A 14,789-nucleotide genomic window follows, 5' to 3' on the forward strand; every position below is an offset into this window, starting at 1 on the left:
TGCAGTGGAGGAACCCGGCGCCCGGCGGTGGCCGCTCCCGGTGGCATGCGGCGCTCGCCGGCTGCCGCCGGCTGACCCGGGCCTGGCCGGATTGGCTGCGTGCCGCGACGGCGGTGCTGCTCGTCGGGCTCAGCGTCGGCCTCGCCGCGACGCTGTTGACGCTTCTGCTGCACCTGGTGCAGCAGCTGGCGTACGGCCAGTCCGAGGAGGCCTTCGGGGACAACGTCGCGCACGCCGACCCGCTACGGCGGGTGCTGGCGCCAACGATCGGGCTGGGGCTGTGCGGGCTGGTCTGGTGGTGGCTGCGCCGCCGTCCGCTGCCCCAGGTGGCTGGCGCGGTCGGCGCCCGTCCGCGCCGGCTCCCGCTGGGCAGGACGTCCCTGGACGCCGTCCTGCAGATCGTCGCCGTCGGAGCCGGTGCATCGATCGGACGGGAGGGCGCTCCCCGTCAGGTCGGCGGCGCGCTCGCCTCCACGATCAGCAGCTTGTTGGCAGTACCCGTCGGGCTGCGGAACCGGTTGGTCGTCGCCGGTGCCGGCGCCGGCCTGGCGGTGGTGTACAACGTGCCGCTCAGCGGTGTGCTGTTCGCCACCGAGGTGCTGGCGGGCGGGTTCGGACCGACCACGCTCGTGGTCTCCGTCCTGGTCTGCGCGGTGGCGGTGGTGACCTCGTGGCCGGTGCTGGGACTGGCCGCCACCTACAGCTACCCCGGGACGGACGTGGCCTGGTCCGGTCTGCTGTGGGCGGTCGTGGCCGCCCCGCTGTGCGCCCTGGTGGGCGTGTTGTTCAACCTGCTGATGCGCTGGTTCAGCCGGTTCCGGCCCCGGCCCGGGTGGCGGCTGCCGCTGTTCACCGCCGTTGGGGGCCTGGTGGTGGGGGTTGGCGCGATCTGGTTGCCGGCGCTGCCGGGGAACGGGAAGGGAATCGTCCAGCTCGCGCTGGTCGGCGGGGGTTCGCTGGTCGTCTTCTTGACCCTGGTCGTGCTCAAACCCCTGGCCACCGGGATCACCTACGGCAGTGGCGTGACCGGCGGCTTCCTCACCCCGGCGCTGGGGACGGGAGCCGCCCTGGGCGCGGCGACAGCCCTGGTTGGTGAGCAGTTCGGCCAGGCCTGGTCGGTGGCCGGCTTCGCCCTGGTCGGTGCGGTGGGGGTGCTGGCGGTTACCCAGCGGGCGCCCTGGTTCGCGGTGGTGTTCGGCTGGGAACTGGCCCGGCCGCCGATCGCGATGGCGGCTCTCCTGCTGGTCGTGGCCTGGGGCGCGTTCCTGATCGCCGAACGGCTGCCGTCCGGCGCCAGCCGGACCGGACCGGAACTCCGGCCGTCCTCGTGACCGATCCGGTGCGTGTGCCGGGCGGTTCCGGCGCCGAACCGACACCGCCGCTGGATAGACTTCCGGCACGATCCCGGCTGAGAGAGCGCTGTGCGTCGGCCGGCCGCCCCGAGGAAAGGCAATGATGAAGAGACTGCTGTCCGTGCTGGCAGCCGGAGCGCTGGGTCTGGCTCTGGTGGCCGGCGGGGCTCCGATGGTGGCCCACGCTGCCACGAAGCCCGCGAAGGTGCTGGTGAACGGCAACACCACCTATCTGGTGGCCAAGGGCAAGAAGGCGAAGGTCAAGCCTCAGATCATCACCGAGGGCAAGGTGAAGGTGAAGTCGGCGAAGATCACCGTCAAGCAGGGCAAGAAGACGGTCGCCAAGAACAAGTCCAGCGTCAACCTCAAGGCCGGCACCTACAAGGTCACCACCACCGTGAAATACACCAAGAACGGCAAGAAGAAGGTGTACACCGGCAAGAAGACGCAGACCGTGAAGGTGCAGGTCTTCTCGCCCTCGAAGGAAGCCACCAATCTTGTCGGCGCGATCAACAAGTACCGCGCCAAGGCCCTGAAGAACAGCGGGCTCAGTTCGACTGCACTGACTCCGAACGCGACCCTCAATGTGCTTGCCCAGCAGTACGCCGCCCAGGCTGCGAAGGCGGACAAGGGCAGCAGCACCGCGTTGCCGGACTTCACCAGCTTCCAGAGCCAGTTCTGGGGCCTCAATGTCGCCGGGATCTGGACGGGCAGCCCCTACAAGTCCTATGTCAGCACTGCATCCTCCGTGCTGCTTCAGACTGGTAGCCCACTGGGTGAGTGCGGGCGGGATGCCAACCAGGCGCTCTCCTGCGCTGCGGGCAACAACTACAAGCACGTCGGGGTCGGTTTCGCGATCAGTAAGTCGGGCAAGATCTACACGTGGGTGTTGGTCGCCAGCGGTACGCGCTGAGCGGGACGGTCACTGACCGACGAGGGCCCTGCTGGTGAGAGCTGGCAGGGCCCTCGTGCTGTTGCCGGCCGCGCCAGAGGGCTGCCTCCTGGGCGGTGGCGAGCCTGCCTCGGGATGTTCCTGAACGACGCTGTGGCGGACGCCCGGAGATCGGAGCTTCAGTCACAGCATGACGGGGGTGGCGTGCGGACGGGCGAGTGTCCGCGGGCTCGTCTACCCTGACTCCGTGTCCGTCACTGCGCCACTCGATCTCCTGCGTACCACCTTCGGGTACGACGGCTTCCGCGGCGAGCAGGCGGCGATCATCGACCACGTTGTCGCCGGTGGTGACGCTGTCGTCCTGATGCCCACCGGTGGCGGGAAGTCGCTGTGTTACCAGATCCCGGCCATGGTGCGTCCCGGCGTGGGCATCGTGATCTCGCCGCTGATCGCGCTGATGCACGACCAGGTGACAGCCCTGGAGAACCTCGGGGTGCGGGCCGGGTTCCTCAACTCGACCCAGGGCTTCGACGAACAGCGCACCACCGAGCAGCTGGCGCTCGCCGGTGAGCTCGACCTGCTGTACCTGGCGCCCGAGCGTCTCGACCTGCCGCGGACACAGGAGTTCCTCGACCGGCTGGTCGTCTCCGTGTTCGCGATCGATGAAGCCCACTGCGTCTCGCAGTGGGGACATGACTTCCGTCCGGAGTATCTGAAGCTCGCCGTGCTCGGCCAGCGCTGGCCGGGGGTGCCGCGGATCGCGCTCACCGCCACCGCCACCCCGGCCACCCGCCGTGAGATCGTCGACCGGCTCGGCCTGGCGGATGCGCGCACCTTCGTGTCCAGCTTCGACCGGCCGAACATCCGCTACCGCATCGAACCCAAGCAGCAGCCGCTGAAGCAACTGGTCTCGCTGATCCGTGCCGAGCACGACGGCGATGCCGGGATCGTCTACTGCCTCACCCGCAAGTCGGTCGAGGCCACCGCGGAAGCCCTGGTCTCCGAGGGGATCGAGGCGCTGCCCTACCACGCCGGGCTGCCCGGCTCGGTCCGGTCGGCCAACCAGTCCCGCTTCCTGCGCGCCGACGGCATCGTGATGGTCGCCACCATCGCCTTCGGCATGGGGATCGACAAACCGGACGTCCGGTTCGTCGCCCACCTCGACCTGCCGCGCAGTATCGAGGGCTACTACCAGGAGACCGGACGGGCCGGACGCGACGGCCTGCCCGCCACCGCCTGGATGGCCTACGGTCTGGCCGACGTGGTGCAGCAGCGGCAGCTGATCGAGGGCTCGGACGGCGACGCCGCGCACAAGCGACTGCTCGGCCAGCACCTCGACGCCATGCTCGGGTTGTGCGAGACGCTGCGCTGCCGCCGCCAGTTGATGCTGGAGTACTTCGGCGAGGCCAGCGAACCGTGCGGCAATTGCGACACCTGCCTGAACCCGCCGACGCCATGGGACGGCACGATCGCCGCGCAGAAACTGCTCTCCACCGTGGTCCGGCTCAAGCGGGAACGCCACCAGCAGTTCGGTGCCGGGCAGCTGATCGACATCCTGCACGGCCGGCGCACCCCGAAGGTCGCGCAGTGGCACCACGACGAACTGAGCACTTTCGGGATCGGCACCGAGCTGACCGACCTGCAGTGGCGGGCGGTGGTCCGGCAACTGCTGGCAGCCGGGCTGTTGGCGGTGTCCTCGGACGGCCACCACACCCTGCAGCCCACGGACGCCTCGTGGCCGGTGCTGCGCGGTGAGCAGCCCGTCTGGTTGCGTGAGGACGCGGTGGTGCGGGCCGGAACCGGCCGGAAGCGGACTGCGTCGCCCGCGAAGGGACCGGCGGCCGCGGGCGACCTCACCGAGAGCGAACGGGAACTCTTCGAGCGGCTGCGCGGCTGGCGGGCGGAAACCGCCCGGGCAGCGTCGGTTCCGGCCTATGTGGTGTTCCCCGACACCACCCTGGCGGCCATCGCCCGGCACCGTCCGGGCACCCTCGACGAACTCTTCGCGATCAGCGGGGTGGGGCAGAAGAAGCTGGAGACCTACGGCGACGACGTCCTGACTGTGGTCCGCGACTTCGCCTCCTGACCGGCTGTTCTCCCACCGGCTGGTGCGCCTGTGTCCGAGTTCGAGCGGCGCCGGCCCGGGTCCGGTGGTGCTGGTCAGGCCGGCCCGTCGACCAGCAGGAACAGATCGCTGCGCAGCGTCGCCGGGTCGGTGTCGGGGGTCGGAGCGGTGACGTAGACCTCAAGCCAGCCCACCGGGGTCATCCCGCGAGCAGCGGCCTCGGTCGCCAGCCGTTCCCAGCTGGCGGGCAGGGAGTCGTAGGAACCCCGGTGGGTGATGGCGAGCGCCGGGCCGGCTGGCAGCGTGGACGGCATCACCGTCGGCTCGCCCGGCAGCGGGGCGGGCAGCGGCTCCGACACCGGAAAGCCGATCTCCAGGTCGAAGACCTCCGACGGGTCGCCGCGGTAGAGGGCGTACGCCGGGCCGGTCAGGGCGGCCCCGCTGGCGGCGAGCGCCCGGTAGCCGGCGTCGAACAGCGCGGGCAGTTGCGGGATGGTGACGTCCCGCTGACGGATGACGACAGCCGGTTCGGGCTCGAGGACGACCGGAGTCGGCTCGGACAGCGCCTCGGAGATGATCATGCGCTGATCCTGCCCTGCCCGTCGGCCAGAGCCAACCCCGGCTGGCACCGGCCGAGCCGCAGTCGCGGCCGGGGTTTCGCTGCGTTGCCCACGACGTCGGGCCGGGCCACACCCGCGGGAACCGGGGTATCGTCGCAGCAGAGCGGCCGGGGAAGAAGGTGCGATGGACAGCAGCGACGATCCGTTGCCGGCCCGGGATGCCGGGCGTCCGCTGATCGACCCGGTGGGCACCGGCGGCGGCGATCCGGCCTGCTGGCTCGCCCAGGTCTGCCCGCAGTGCAACGCCCTGGTGGAGGGCCCGGTCGGTACGCCCTGCTGGCACTGCGGGATGCCATTGCCCGAGCAGTAGGGTGCGGCGACCAGGATTCCTGTGAACCTCCTTTGTTGTGGACCGGGGCGGAGTAGGTTGCTGGACAAGCCACCCATGCGACCTTTGGAGACAGATGTTCACCACCCGAATTCTCGCCGCGGCCAGCGTGCTCGGACTCGTCCTGATGGTCGGCTGCAGCGCTGCCCCGGTCTCGGTGTCTGCGTCGACAGCACCGTCCGGCCCGGCCTCCGCTGCCCCGTCCGATCCGGCTACCGCCTCGGCTGACCCGACCACAGCCCCGGCCGATCCCACGACCGCCCCGGCCGATCCGGCCACGCCGACTACAGCCGGGCGGGCGCTGCGGGAGGAATGTGTCACCCTGAACCTCACGCTGCTCAAGGCCGCGGATGCCATGCAAGAAGCCTCCAAGGAGGCGGAGTCGGATCCGAAGAAGGCGGTGAAGGCGATCGAGAAGTTTGTCGATTCGGTGGAGGGGGCGGTGGCCGACATCACGTCCCCGGAACTCAAGAAGCAGGCCGACACGATGGTCGCGGCGGGCAAGGCGATGCTGAAGGCGCTGAAGGCCGCCGTCAAGGACCCGAAGAAGGCCAGCAAGTACGTCGACGCCCTCGACACCTTCCAGAAGGAAGCCGAGTCGATCGACACGATCTGTCAGGGCTCGTGATGGCCGACTGCTGGTTCGCCCAGGTCTGCTGACAGCGCAACGCCCTGGCCGAGGGCCCCGATCGGCACGCCCCGCTGGCACCGCGGGATGCGGTTGTCCCAGCCGTCGGGGCCCCTGTCCGGGCGATCTGGCGGTAGCTGCCAGGACGGCGGTGAGAGAGCCTCAGGCCGCGCGCGCCGTCTCCTCGGTGGTGAAGTGATGGCGCAGGATGCGTGCCCATTTGTTGGACGGCAGGTCGTCGCGCAGGGCGGCGAGGCAGGTGCCGTACTTGCTCACCGAGTCGGGACGGTGCCCGAGCCGCCACAGCAGCCGATCGATCCCGGACGGGCGTGAGCCCGCCTTGGTCTCGACGATGACCAGATCGGGGATGCCGAGCTCGCGCTCACCATCGCTCCAGGCCAGGTCGGTGTCGATGGTCACCCGCACCCCGGTCTCCGGGGGCAGCAGGGTGGCCCGGGTGTACCGGGTGGTCAGCGCGGGAGCGAGTTCGTCGGCCAGGCCGGCGTCCAGCCCCTGCCCGGACAGCGTCCGGGCGGTGTAGTCGCGACCGGTCTGGGTGAGGTGGTCCCGGGCGGCCATGTCGTAGCCGATGCGCTCCTTGACGGTGACCTCGCGCGGCCCGCGGGCCTTGACCTCCAGGAAGGCCTGGCGGGAGTCGAGGTAGCTCCGGGTGCGCACCTTGAACCGGCGTCTGCGGCCGGTGGCTGCCTGCCGGTAGCTGACCAGGTCGGGGGTGTCGAAGTACACCGACTCGTAGTGGAAGCGGCGCCGGCCGTCGATCGTCAGCACCCGGGTGCGGGGGTCGAGGTGGTCGAGCAGGCCGAGGGTCTCGTCGAGCCGCAGGACGTACTTGCGGTCGACCCGGGTCAGCAGTTCGGCCTCGCTGACCAGTTCGTCGAGGCCGACGCTGCCGAAGCGCTCCAGCGGGAGGGTACTCATCGCGCGACCAGCCCTTCGAGCTCGCGTGCCGACTCGGTGCGGGCGGCGGTGACCTGGCCGGCCGGCCTCCCGGTGCGGTACTGGACGTCGACCACCGTCAGGTCGCGCACCAGGTCGAGCTGCCGGACGGTGACCTGGTCGACCCGGGCCCCCAGCAGGCTGGTCAGCTCGCTGCGCAGTTCGGCCTCGTCGGTGATCGCCCGGTCGAGGGTGATGGTCTGCTGCCGGCTGCCGTGGAACAGCGACGGGTGGTCGCCGAGCCACAGCGCGGCGAGGATCATGGCCATCAGGCCGCCGGCCAGCGGAAGGCTGGTCGAGAGCCCGGCGATCAGGCCGAGGGCCAGGGCTGCGAAGTAGTAGGCCACCTCCCGCTGGCTGATCTCGGTGGAGCGCAGCCGGATGATCGACAGCACTCCGAACAGGCCCATGCCCAGCCCGATGGTGGTCTGGACCGTGCCGAGCACGAGGGCGACGGCAAGCACTCCCACGTTCACCCCGAGGAAGGCGGTGACCAGGTCGCGACGCCGGTGCCTGCGGAAGTAGACCAGGGCCAGCATGGTGATGGCAACCAGGTCGGCGGCGATCAGGGCAAGGGTGGTCATGGGAGTCTCTCCTTCTCTGTGCCCGGACGGGAACTTGGCTGACCCCTATCCAGCCAGTCGGACCTTGGCTTTGTCTGTGAGGCCACTGTGGTGCCGCAACGGATCGGAGAAGGCCACGGCCGCCCTCAGGGAGCGAGGGATCCTGGCCGCGGAGAAGGGCTGGCGTCGGCATATCGGCCTTTGTCCTTGCCTGGGTCTGCGAACATGGGAGTATGGCTGAGTTGGTAGCGCTCTACGGGGACGACGGCCACCCCACCGGCGAGGTGGTCGACCGCGCGAGGATGCGGGCGGAGAACCTGCGGCACGCGGCCACCGCCGTGGTGGTCCGCAACTCCGACGGGCTGGTCTACGTCCATCGCCGCACCGACACCAAGGACGTCTATCCCGGACGCTATGACTTCGCCGCCGGCGGCGTGCTGCAAGCCGGTGAGGAGCCCTACGACAGCGCCGTCCGCGAGGTGGCGGAGGAACTCGGGGTGACCGGGGTGGAACTCCGTCCACTGTTCGAGGCCGACTACGCCGACGACCACACCCGCTACCACGGGTTCTGTTACGAGTGCAGCTGGGATGGGCCGATCAGCTGGCAGCCCGAGGAGGTCGCCTGGGGAGAGTGGGTAACCCCGCAGCGGCTGCTGGAACTGCTGGACGAGCGCAGCTTCATGCCTGACACGGTGAGCTGTCTGCGTCCCTGGCTGGACGCCTGGCGCTGACCGCCCCGCACGAACCATGACTCACGTGGGGATGACTCAAGGAGGAACCGTCCCCATTCGAGTCAGTCACCCACGTGAGTCAGCGGGCGGACGGGTCGCTGGAGGCACGCACCACCAGTTCGGGCTGCAGCACCACCTGCTGGTGAACGTGCCCGGGGTCGCCGGAGGAGTGGTCGAAGAGCAGGTGGGCGGCCCGGTAGCCGAGCTCATCGACCGGCTGGCGCACCGAGGTGAGCGGGACGATCCAGTCGGCCGCGAAGGTGATGTCGTCATAGCCGACCAGGGCCACGTCCTCCGGCACCCGCACCCCGGCCGCGGCCAGCCCGCGGTAGACCCCGAAGGCCAGCATGTCGTTGCCGCAGAAGATCGCGCTCGGCACGCCCCGGGCGAGCAGCCGCTCGGCGGCCAGCATGCCGTCCCGGATACCGATCGAGGAGACCGGCTCCTCGACCAGTGCGGTGGCCGGGTCGAGACCGGCGGCGACCACCGCCTCGACCGCTCCCCGGAGGCGCTGGTCGAACTGGTGCAGCACCCGGCTGCCACCCACGAAGGCCACTCGCTCATGGCCCAGCCCCAGCAGATGTGCCACGGCCCGGCGGGCGCCGGCCACGTGGTTCACTGACACCGAGCAGTGCTGGGCGGAGTCCTTGAAGTCGAGGAAGACGATCTGCGGGCGCTCGCTGGCCGGCGCCTCGCGGGCGATCCGGACGTCGGCGCTCGCCGGTGTCACCAGGACGCCGCGCACGCGCTGGGCGGCCAGCATCTGCAGTAGCCCGGCCTGCTTGGCGATCGAGTTCTCCGAGTCGCACAGGATCATCATGTGCCCGGCTTCGTTCGCCGCCCGCTCGACCGCGCTGGCAACCTCCATGAAGAAGGGGCTGAGGATGTCCAGCACGACCAGTCCGATCACCTGGCTGGAGGCGCCGGTGAGTACCCGGGCCTGCTGGTTGGGGACGAAGCCGAGTTCGGCGATCGCCCGTTCCACAGCCTCGCGGGTGAGCCTGCGCACCCGCTCGGGACGGTTGATCGTGTTGGACACGGTGCCGATCGAGACCCCGGCGAGCGCGGCCACGTCGCGAATGCTCACCCGCGCGTCGCCCCGAGGACGGGGGGACGCCGGGAGCCTGGCCCCGGACGGCCGATCATTCATTGATCGTCACCTAATCGTGATCTGGTTCCGCGTCGTTCTCGTTGCGGTTGAGATGACTTAAGCATACAGTTTGAAGCGGTTCAAGATATGAACCGCTTCAAACAGCAAGGCTGCTGCAAGGAGTTGACATGGCAGACACCGCAGGTCTTCGGCACTGGTACGTTCCGGACGCCTTCATCCCGGTGGTGAGCACACCGCCCGAGCTCTCGCACGAGTCCATCTGTGTGCTGAACCCGTCCGAGACCGACGCCGAACTCACGGTCACCGTGTACTTCGCCGATCGTGAGCCCGAGACCTCGGCCCCGATCATCCTGCCCGCCCGGCGCGACGCGCACCTGCGCACCAGCGTCCCCGAGCAGGTGGGCGGGCTCCGGATCGAACCCGGGATCCCCTATGGCATCGAGGTGGCGTCCGCGTCCGACCTGCAGGTGCAGTACTCCCGCCTGGACACCACCCAGGCGGCCTACACCCTGATGACGGCGATGCCGTCGCCCCGCTGACCGCGACCGTCGCCGCACGGCCGCCTGAGATCGAATCCGATCATCCCCGCAGTAAACCCGGATGCCGACGGCACCCGAACCATAGAAGGAGAAAGCATGAAGCAAGGACGCTTGGTCGCAGGAGCGCTGAGTGCGGTCGTTGCGCTCGGACTCACGCTCACCGCGTGCTCGAGCACTCCGGCCACCGAGGGCAGCCAGGCGCCGTCCGCTGACGGCGGCAGTGGCAAGGCCTACACCATCGCGATCGTCCCCAAGGACTCCACCAACCCGTGGTTCGTCCGGATGGAGACCGGGGTGAAGAAGTACCAGGAGGACCACAAGGACTTCACTGTGTACCAGAAGGGCCCGGCCGAGACCGACGCCACCCAGCAGGCCCAGGTCATCCAGGACCTGATCGCCCAGAACGTCGACGCCATCGGCGTCGTCCCGGTCGACCCGGGCGCGCTGGAGACGGTTCTCAAGGAGGCGCTGGACGCCGGCATCGTCGTCGTCACCCATGAGGGCGCCAGCCAGCAGAACACCATGTACGACATCGAGGCCTTCAACAACTCGGCCTACGGTGCGTTCATCATGGACAACCTCGCCGAGGCGATGGGAGAAGAGGGTCTCTACACCACCATGGTCGGCCACGTCACCAACGCCTCCCACAACGAGTGGGCGGACGGCGGCGTCGCCCACCAGAAGGAGAAGTACCCGAACATGAAGCTGCTCGAGGCCCAGCCTCGGGTGGAGTCCCAGGACGACGGCGAGACCGCCTACCAGGTCGCCAAGGAGCTGCTGAAGACCTACCCCGACCTCAAGGGCATCATGGGCACCTCCTCCTTCGACGCCCCCGGCATCGCCCGGGCGATCGACGAGCTGGGCCTGAAGGGCAAGGTGTTCACCGCCGGTACCGGTATGCCGGCCGCCAACAAGCAGATCCTGGTCGACGGCTCCGTGGCCGCGCTGACCCTGTGGGATCCGGCTGACGCGGGCTACGCGATGGCCGACCTGGCCCGCCAGGTGCTGGACGCACCCGACCACAAGATCACCGCTCCGGTGAACCTGAATGTGGACGGCTACAAGGAGATGAAGTTCGCCGAGGGCTCCGACAAGGTGCTTGAGGGCAACGGCTGGGTTGTCATCACCAAGGACAACGTCGACAGCTTCGGCTTCTGATCCACACGCCGTGGGCGGCGGGAGGGCTCTCCTCCCGCCGCCCACGTCTCGGCGGCGCGCTCACGCCTGCCGGGGTGAGTGACAGTGAAAGGAATGGCAGGTGGCTGACAACGTCATCGCGGTCCGGGACGTGAGCAAGTCGTTCGCCGGGGTGCATGCCCTGAAGCGAGTCAACCTGGAGATCAAGCCCGGCGAGATCCACTGCCTGGCCGGCGAGAACGGCTCCGGGAAGTCGACCCTGATCAAGGTCATCTCCGGCGTCTACACCCCGGACGAGGGCACCATCGAGTTCGGCGGGGTGCCGTACAGCAAGGTCACCCCGATCGAGGCGATCATGAACGGGGTCCAGGTGATCTACCAGGACTTCTCGGTCTTCCCGAACCTCACGGTGATGGAGAACCTCGCGCTCAACACCGAACTCGCCGACAAGCGCAAGCTGGTCAACTGGCGGCGGTTCCGGCAGATCGCCGAGCAGGCGGTCGCGCAGATCAACTTCCAGGTCGACCTGGATGCCAAGGTCGGCACCCTGTCGGTCGCCGACAAGCAACTGGTGGCGATCAGCCGGGCGCTGATGCACGACGCCAAGCTGATCATCATGGACGAGCCGACCACCGCCCTGACCAAGAAGGAAGTTGACGCCCTCTTCCGGATCATCCTCGACCTGAAGGCCCGTGGGATCGCGACCCTGTTCGTCAGCCACAAGCTCGAGGAGGTCTTCGAGATCTCCGAACGGTTCACCATCATCCGCAACGGCGAGGTGGTGGCGGACTGCCTGCCGTCCGAACTCGACCGCAAGAAGTTCTCCTTCTTCATGACCGGACGCGAGTTCGAGGAGTCCCACTTCACCGGAGTGGCCTCCACCGAACCGCCCGTCCTGGAGGCCGTGGGGCTCGGCCTGACCGGCGGCTTCAGCGACGTCAGCTTCGCCCTGCACCGCGGCGAGATCCTCGGGATCACCGGCCTGCTGGGCTCGGGGCGGACGGAACTGGCACTCACCCTGTTCGGCGCCTACACCGCCGACGCCGGTGAACTGAAGGTCAAGGACAAGACCGTTCACCTCAAGGGCGTCCGCTCGGCCATCGAGGCCGGCATCGGCTACGTGCCGGAGGACCGGCTCACCGAGGGCCTGTTCCTGGAGCGCTCGATCGCCGACAACATCGTGATCTCCGAGATCGACGACCTCACCGGTTTCCTCGGCTCGATGAACGCCGGCAGGCAGCGGGCTGAGGCCGGGCACTGGGTCGACGCGCTGAAGATCGCCACGCCCAATCCGGACAACGCCGCCAACACCCTCTCCGGCGGCAACCAGCAGCGGATCGTGCTGGCGAAGTGGCTGGCCACCAAGCCCGACATCCTGATCCTCAACGGGCCGACCGTCGGGGTCGACATCGGCTCCAAACACGACATCCACCAGACCCTGCAGAAACTGGCCGGGGAGGGGATGGGCATCATCATCATCACCGACGACATTCCCGAGGTGCTGCAGAACTGCAACCGCGTCCTGCTGATGCGGGGCGGACGGATCGAGGCCGAGATCGACCCGGCGACCACCACCGAGGCCGAGCTCGCCGACCTGATCTCCCGTGAGGCGACGGAGGTGGCGCTGTGAACGCTGGCAACGCTGTGAACGGCGTGAAGAAGTGGCTGGCAAAGGTCGTCCGGTCCAACGAGTTCTACGTCCTGCTGGTGATCCTCGTGCTCAGCCTGGTGATCCAGGTGCGGTCGGGGCAGTTCTACACCGCCAACAACCTGGTCGACATCGCCAACGCCATGGTGGTGCCGGGGCTGTTCGCGGTCGGCGCCTACATGGTGATCGTCTCTGGCGGCATCGACGTCTCGTTCCCGGCGCTGGCGTCCCTGGCGGTCTACGCGACCACCCGCTACCTGGTCGACAACGGCATCGAGGGCCCGATCTTCATCCCGTTCGCGATGGTGATCGTGCTGGGAGCCATCCTGGGGGCGTTCAACGGCCTGTTCACCGCCCGGCTCGCGCTGCCGACGCTGATCATCACGCTGGGCACCTCCAGCGTCTTCTCGGGGGTGATGCAGGGCGCGCTGAACTCCGTCCAGATTCCCGACATCCCCGACTCGATGGACGAGTTCGGCCGGGCCACGCTGTTCGTGGCCACCAACCGGCAGTCGGGGCTCACCTCGAGCATGCCGGTGTCGTTCCTGCTCCTGGTGGCCGTGGTGGCGATCGTCTTCTTCGTGATGCGCTACACCATGTTCGGCCGCGGCATCTACGCCATCGGCGGGGACGAGAGCGCTGCCGCCCGGGCCGGCTTCAAGGTCAAGCAGATCAAGTTCTGGCTGTACGTGATCGTCGGCGTGATCGCCGCGATCGCCGGCCTGATCCGCACCTCGATGATGGGCCAGATGCATCCCACCAACCTGCTCGGCATGGAGATGATGGTGATCGCCGCCGTCGTCCTGGGCGGGACGGCGATCACCGGTGGAACCGGCTCGCTGACCGGCGTGATGCTCGGCACGCTGCTGATCACGATCGTCCAGAACTCGATGATCCTGCTCGGTATCCCGACCTTCTGGCAGGGCTTCGCGCTCGGCCTGCTGATCATCGTCGGTACCGGAATCTCGGCCTACCAGGTGACCCGGGCGAGTGGTCGCCTCCGGGCAGCGGTGTAAGGAAGGACTGCCATGAGCACCAACGTCGTTGACCCCAAGCCGACCAGGCAGTTCCGGGCGCTCCGCGCCATCACCCGCGACACCCACCTGACCCGGCTGATCCTGCTGCTGATAGCGATCTTCCTGTTCTTCACGATCATCAAGACCGGCAGCTTCCTGAACCTGCGCACCTGGCAGTCGATGGCCATCCAGTTCCCCGAGTTCGGGTTGATGGCACTCGGGGTGATGCTGACCATGATGACCGGCGGCATCGACCTGTCCGTGGTCGGGATCGCCAACATGACATCGATCGGCGCGGCCGTGATCATGCTGAGCCTGGCCGCCGACGGCGGCTCGGTGACGGTGGCGATCATCGCGGCGATCGCCTTCGCGCTGGTGGCCGGTGCCCTCGCGGGCGCGCTCAACGGCTTCCTGGTGGCGAAGGTGAAGATCCCGCCGATCCTGGTCACCCTGGGAACGCTGGAGTTGTTCGGCGGCATCGCCATCATCATCACCGGCGGCAAGCCGGTCTCGGGCCTGCCGTCCGCCTGGGGTGACACCTTCGCCAGCAAAGTGGGCGGCCTCGTCCCGATGCCGCTGATCGTGTTCATCCTGGCGGCGATCGTCGTCGGGCTGGTGCTCGGCCGGACCTCCTTCGGCACCAAGATCCGGATGCTCGGCACCAACGCCACCGCGGCTGGCTTCTCCGGCCTGAACACCACCAGCCTGCTGGTCCGCACCTATATGTTCTCCGGGCTGTGGGCGGCGCTGGCCGGCCTGGTGATGCTGGCGAACTACAACTCGGCCAAGGCCGACTACGGCTCCACCTACACCCTGCTCACGGTGCTGATCGTGGTGCTGGGCGGGGTGAACCCCAATGGCGGCAGCGGCCGGCTGTCGGGTGTCGTGCTGGCGATCGTGATCCTGCAGATCCTGTCGTCGGGCCTGAACATGTTCCCGGCGATCAGCAACTTCTACCGGCCGCTGATCTGGGGCGGCGTGCTGCTGGCGGTCATGGTGCTGAACTACTTCTCGAAAGATGGGCCGGGTGGACGTTCCGGCAAACGGAAAGGTGAGTGAAGGATGAAGTTGGCGCGCGACAGGTTTGTGGTGGTCGGGGCTGATTTTGCGGGGTTTCCGTTGAAGGAGGCGGTGAAGGCTCATCTGGTCGAGCGTGGCTGGACGGTGGAGGATGTGACGCCGGAGTTGGCGAGTGCGCCGAT

At 68.4% G+C, this 14,789-nt stretch carries 15 protein-coding genes; 11 read left to right on the forward strand and 4 right to left on the reverse strand.

Translation table 11 applies throughout. From position 1 onward, the window contains the following. From VB080_RS11240 to recQ, 3 genes are all read left to right on the forward strand, one after another. A partial coding sequence (locus VB080_RS11240) for a chloride channel protein (protein WP_323418539.1) occupies positions 1-1,331 on the forward strand: 1,331 nt, incomplete at its 5' end. 121 nt (positions 1,332-1,452) lie between these two features. Next, positions 1,453-2,265: a CAP domain-containing protein gene (locus tag VB080_RS11245; protein ID WP_323418540.1), complete on the forward strand. Its 813-nt coding sequence runs from the start codon at positions 1,453-1,455 to the stop codon at positions 2,263-2,265. A 226-nt stretch (positions 2,266-2,491) separates the two neighbouring features. After that, entirely contained in the window at positions 2,492-4,330 is a 1,839-nt protein-coding gene (gene recQ, locus VB080_RS11250; RefSeq protein ID WP_323418541.1) for a DNA helicase RecQ, read from the forward strand. Between the two features lie 74 nt (positions 4,331-4,404). Here recQ and VB080_RS11255 read toward each other — a convergent pair whose 3' ends face one another. Then, positions 4,405-4,890: a GyrI-like domain-containing protein gene (locus VB080_RS11255; RefSeq protein ID WP_323418542.1), complete on the reverse strand. Its 486-nt coding sequence runs from the start codon at positions 4,888-4,890 to the stop codon at positions 4,405-4,407. Positions 4,891-5,053: 163 nt separating this feature from the next. On the opposite strand from VB080_RS11255, the gene VB080_RS11260 reads away from it, so the two are divergent. After that, positions 5,054-5,239 carry a hypothetical protein gene (locus VB080_RS11260; RefSeq protein WP_323418543.1) on the forward strand — a complete coding sequence of 62 codons (186 nt, stop codon included), beginning with the start codon at positions 5,054-5,056 and terminating at the stop codon, positions 5,237-5,239. Between the two features lie 94 nt (positions 5,240-5,333). Then, a complete protein-coding gene (locus tag VB080_RS11265; protein WP_323418544.1) occupies positions 5,334-5,885 on the forward strand; it encodes a hypothetical protein in 552 nt (183 codons plus the stop codon). Between the two features lie 162 nt (positions 5,886-6,047). Here VB080_RS11265 and VB080_RS11270 read toward each other — a convergent pair whose 3' ends face one another. Beyond that, positions 6,048-6,824 (reverse strand): polyphosphate polymerase domain-containing protein, encoded by a 777-nt coding sequence (locus VB080_RS11270; RefSeq protein WP_323418545.1) that lies wholly within the window; start codon positions 6,822-6,824, stop codon positions 6,048-6,050. Continuing rightward, positions 6,821-7,426, reverse strand: a complete 606-nt coding sequence (locus tag VB080_RS11275; protein ID WP_323418546.1) for a DUF4956 domain-containing protein — start codon at positions 7,424-7,426, stop codon at positions 6,821-6,823. Before VB080_RS11275 ends, VB080_RS11270 begins: the two co-directional genes overlap by 4 nt. A 212-nt stretch (positions 7,427-7,638) precedes the next feature. Between VB080_RS11275 and VB080_RS11280 the strand changes: the two genes are divergently transcribed. Next, the gene (locus VB080_RS11280) at positions 7,639-8,136 is read left to right on the forward strand and encodes an NUDIX hydrolase (RefSeq protein WP_323418547.1); all 498 of its coding nucleotides are present in this window, start codon (positions 7,639-7,641) and stop codon (positions 8,134-8,136) included. A 79-nt stretch (positions 8,137-8,215) separates the two neighbouring features. Here VB080_RS11280 and VB080_RS11285 read toward each other — a convergent pair whose 3' ends face one another. Next, positions 8,216-9,286, reverse strand: coding sequence for a LacI family DNA-binding transcriptional regulator (locus tag VB080_RS11285; protein WP_323418548.1), 1,071 nt, complete (start codon positions 9,284-9,286; stop codon positions 8,216-8,218). Between the two features lie 128 nt (positions 9,287-9,414). On the opposite strand from VB080_RS11285, the gene VB080_RS11290 reads away from it, so the two are divergent. The 5 genes from VB080_RS11290 (at position 9,415) to VB080_RS11310 (ending at position 14,646) form a co-directional block, all read left to right on the forward strand. Further along, positions 9,415-9,786 carry a sensory rhodopsin transducer gene (locus tag VB080_RS11290; protein WP_323418549.1) on the forward strand — a complete coding sequence of 124 codons (372 nt, stop codon included), beginning with the start codon at positions 9,415-9,417 and terminating at the stop codon, positions 9,784-9,786. Between the two features lie 96 nt (positions 9,787-9,882). Further along, complete coding sequence (locus VB080_RS11295; protein WP_323418550.1) at positions 9,883-10,944, forward strand: autoinducer 2 ABC transporter substrate-binding protein; 1,062 nt, start codon at positions 9,883-9,885, stop codon at positions 10,942-10,944. A gap of 100 nt (positions 10,945-11,044) precedes the next feature. Continuing rightward, positions 11,045-12,553: a sugar ABC transporter ATP-binding protein gene (locus tag VB080_RS11300; RefSeq protein ID WP_323418551.1), complete on the forward strand. Its 1,509-nt coding sequence runs from the start codon at positions 11,045-11,047 to the stop codon at positions 12,551-12,553. Then, a complete protein-coding gene (locus VB080_RS11305) occupies positions 12,550-13,587 on the forward strand; it encodes an ABC transporter permease (RefSeq protein WP_323418552.1) in 1,038 nt (345 codons plus the stop codon). Before VB080_RS11300 ends, VB080_RS11305 begins: the two co-directional genes overlap by 4 nt. A gap of 12 nt (positions 13,588-13,599) precedes the next feature. After that, positions 13,600-14,646 carry an ABC transporter permease gene (locus VB080_RS11310; protein ID WP_323418553.1) on the forward strand — a complete coding sequence of 349 codons (1,047 nt, stop codon included), beginning with the start codon at positions 13,600-13,602 and terminating at the stop codon, positions 14,644-14,646. Positions 14,647-14,789: the final 143 nt, after the last annotated feature.

This window comes from Propionicimonas sp. (assembly GCF_034927565.1).
In the GTDB taxonomy this organism is placed as follows: domain Bacteria; phylum Actinomycetota; class Actinomycetes; order Propionibacteriales; family Propionibacteriaceae; genus Propionicimonas.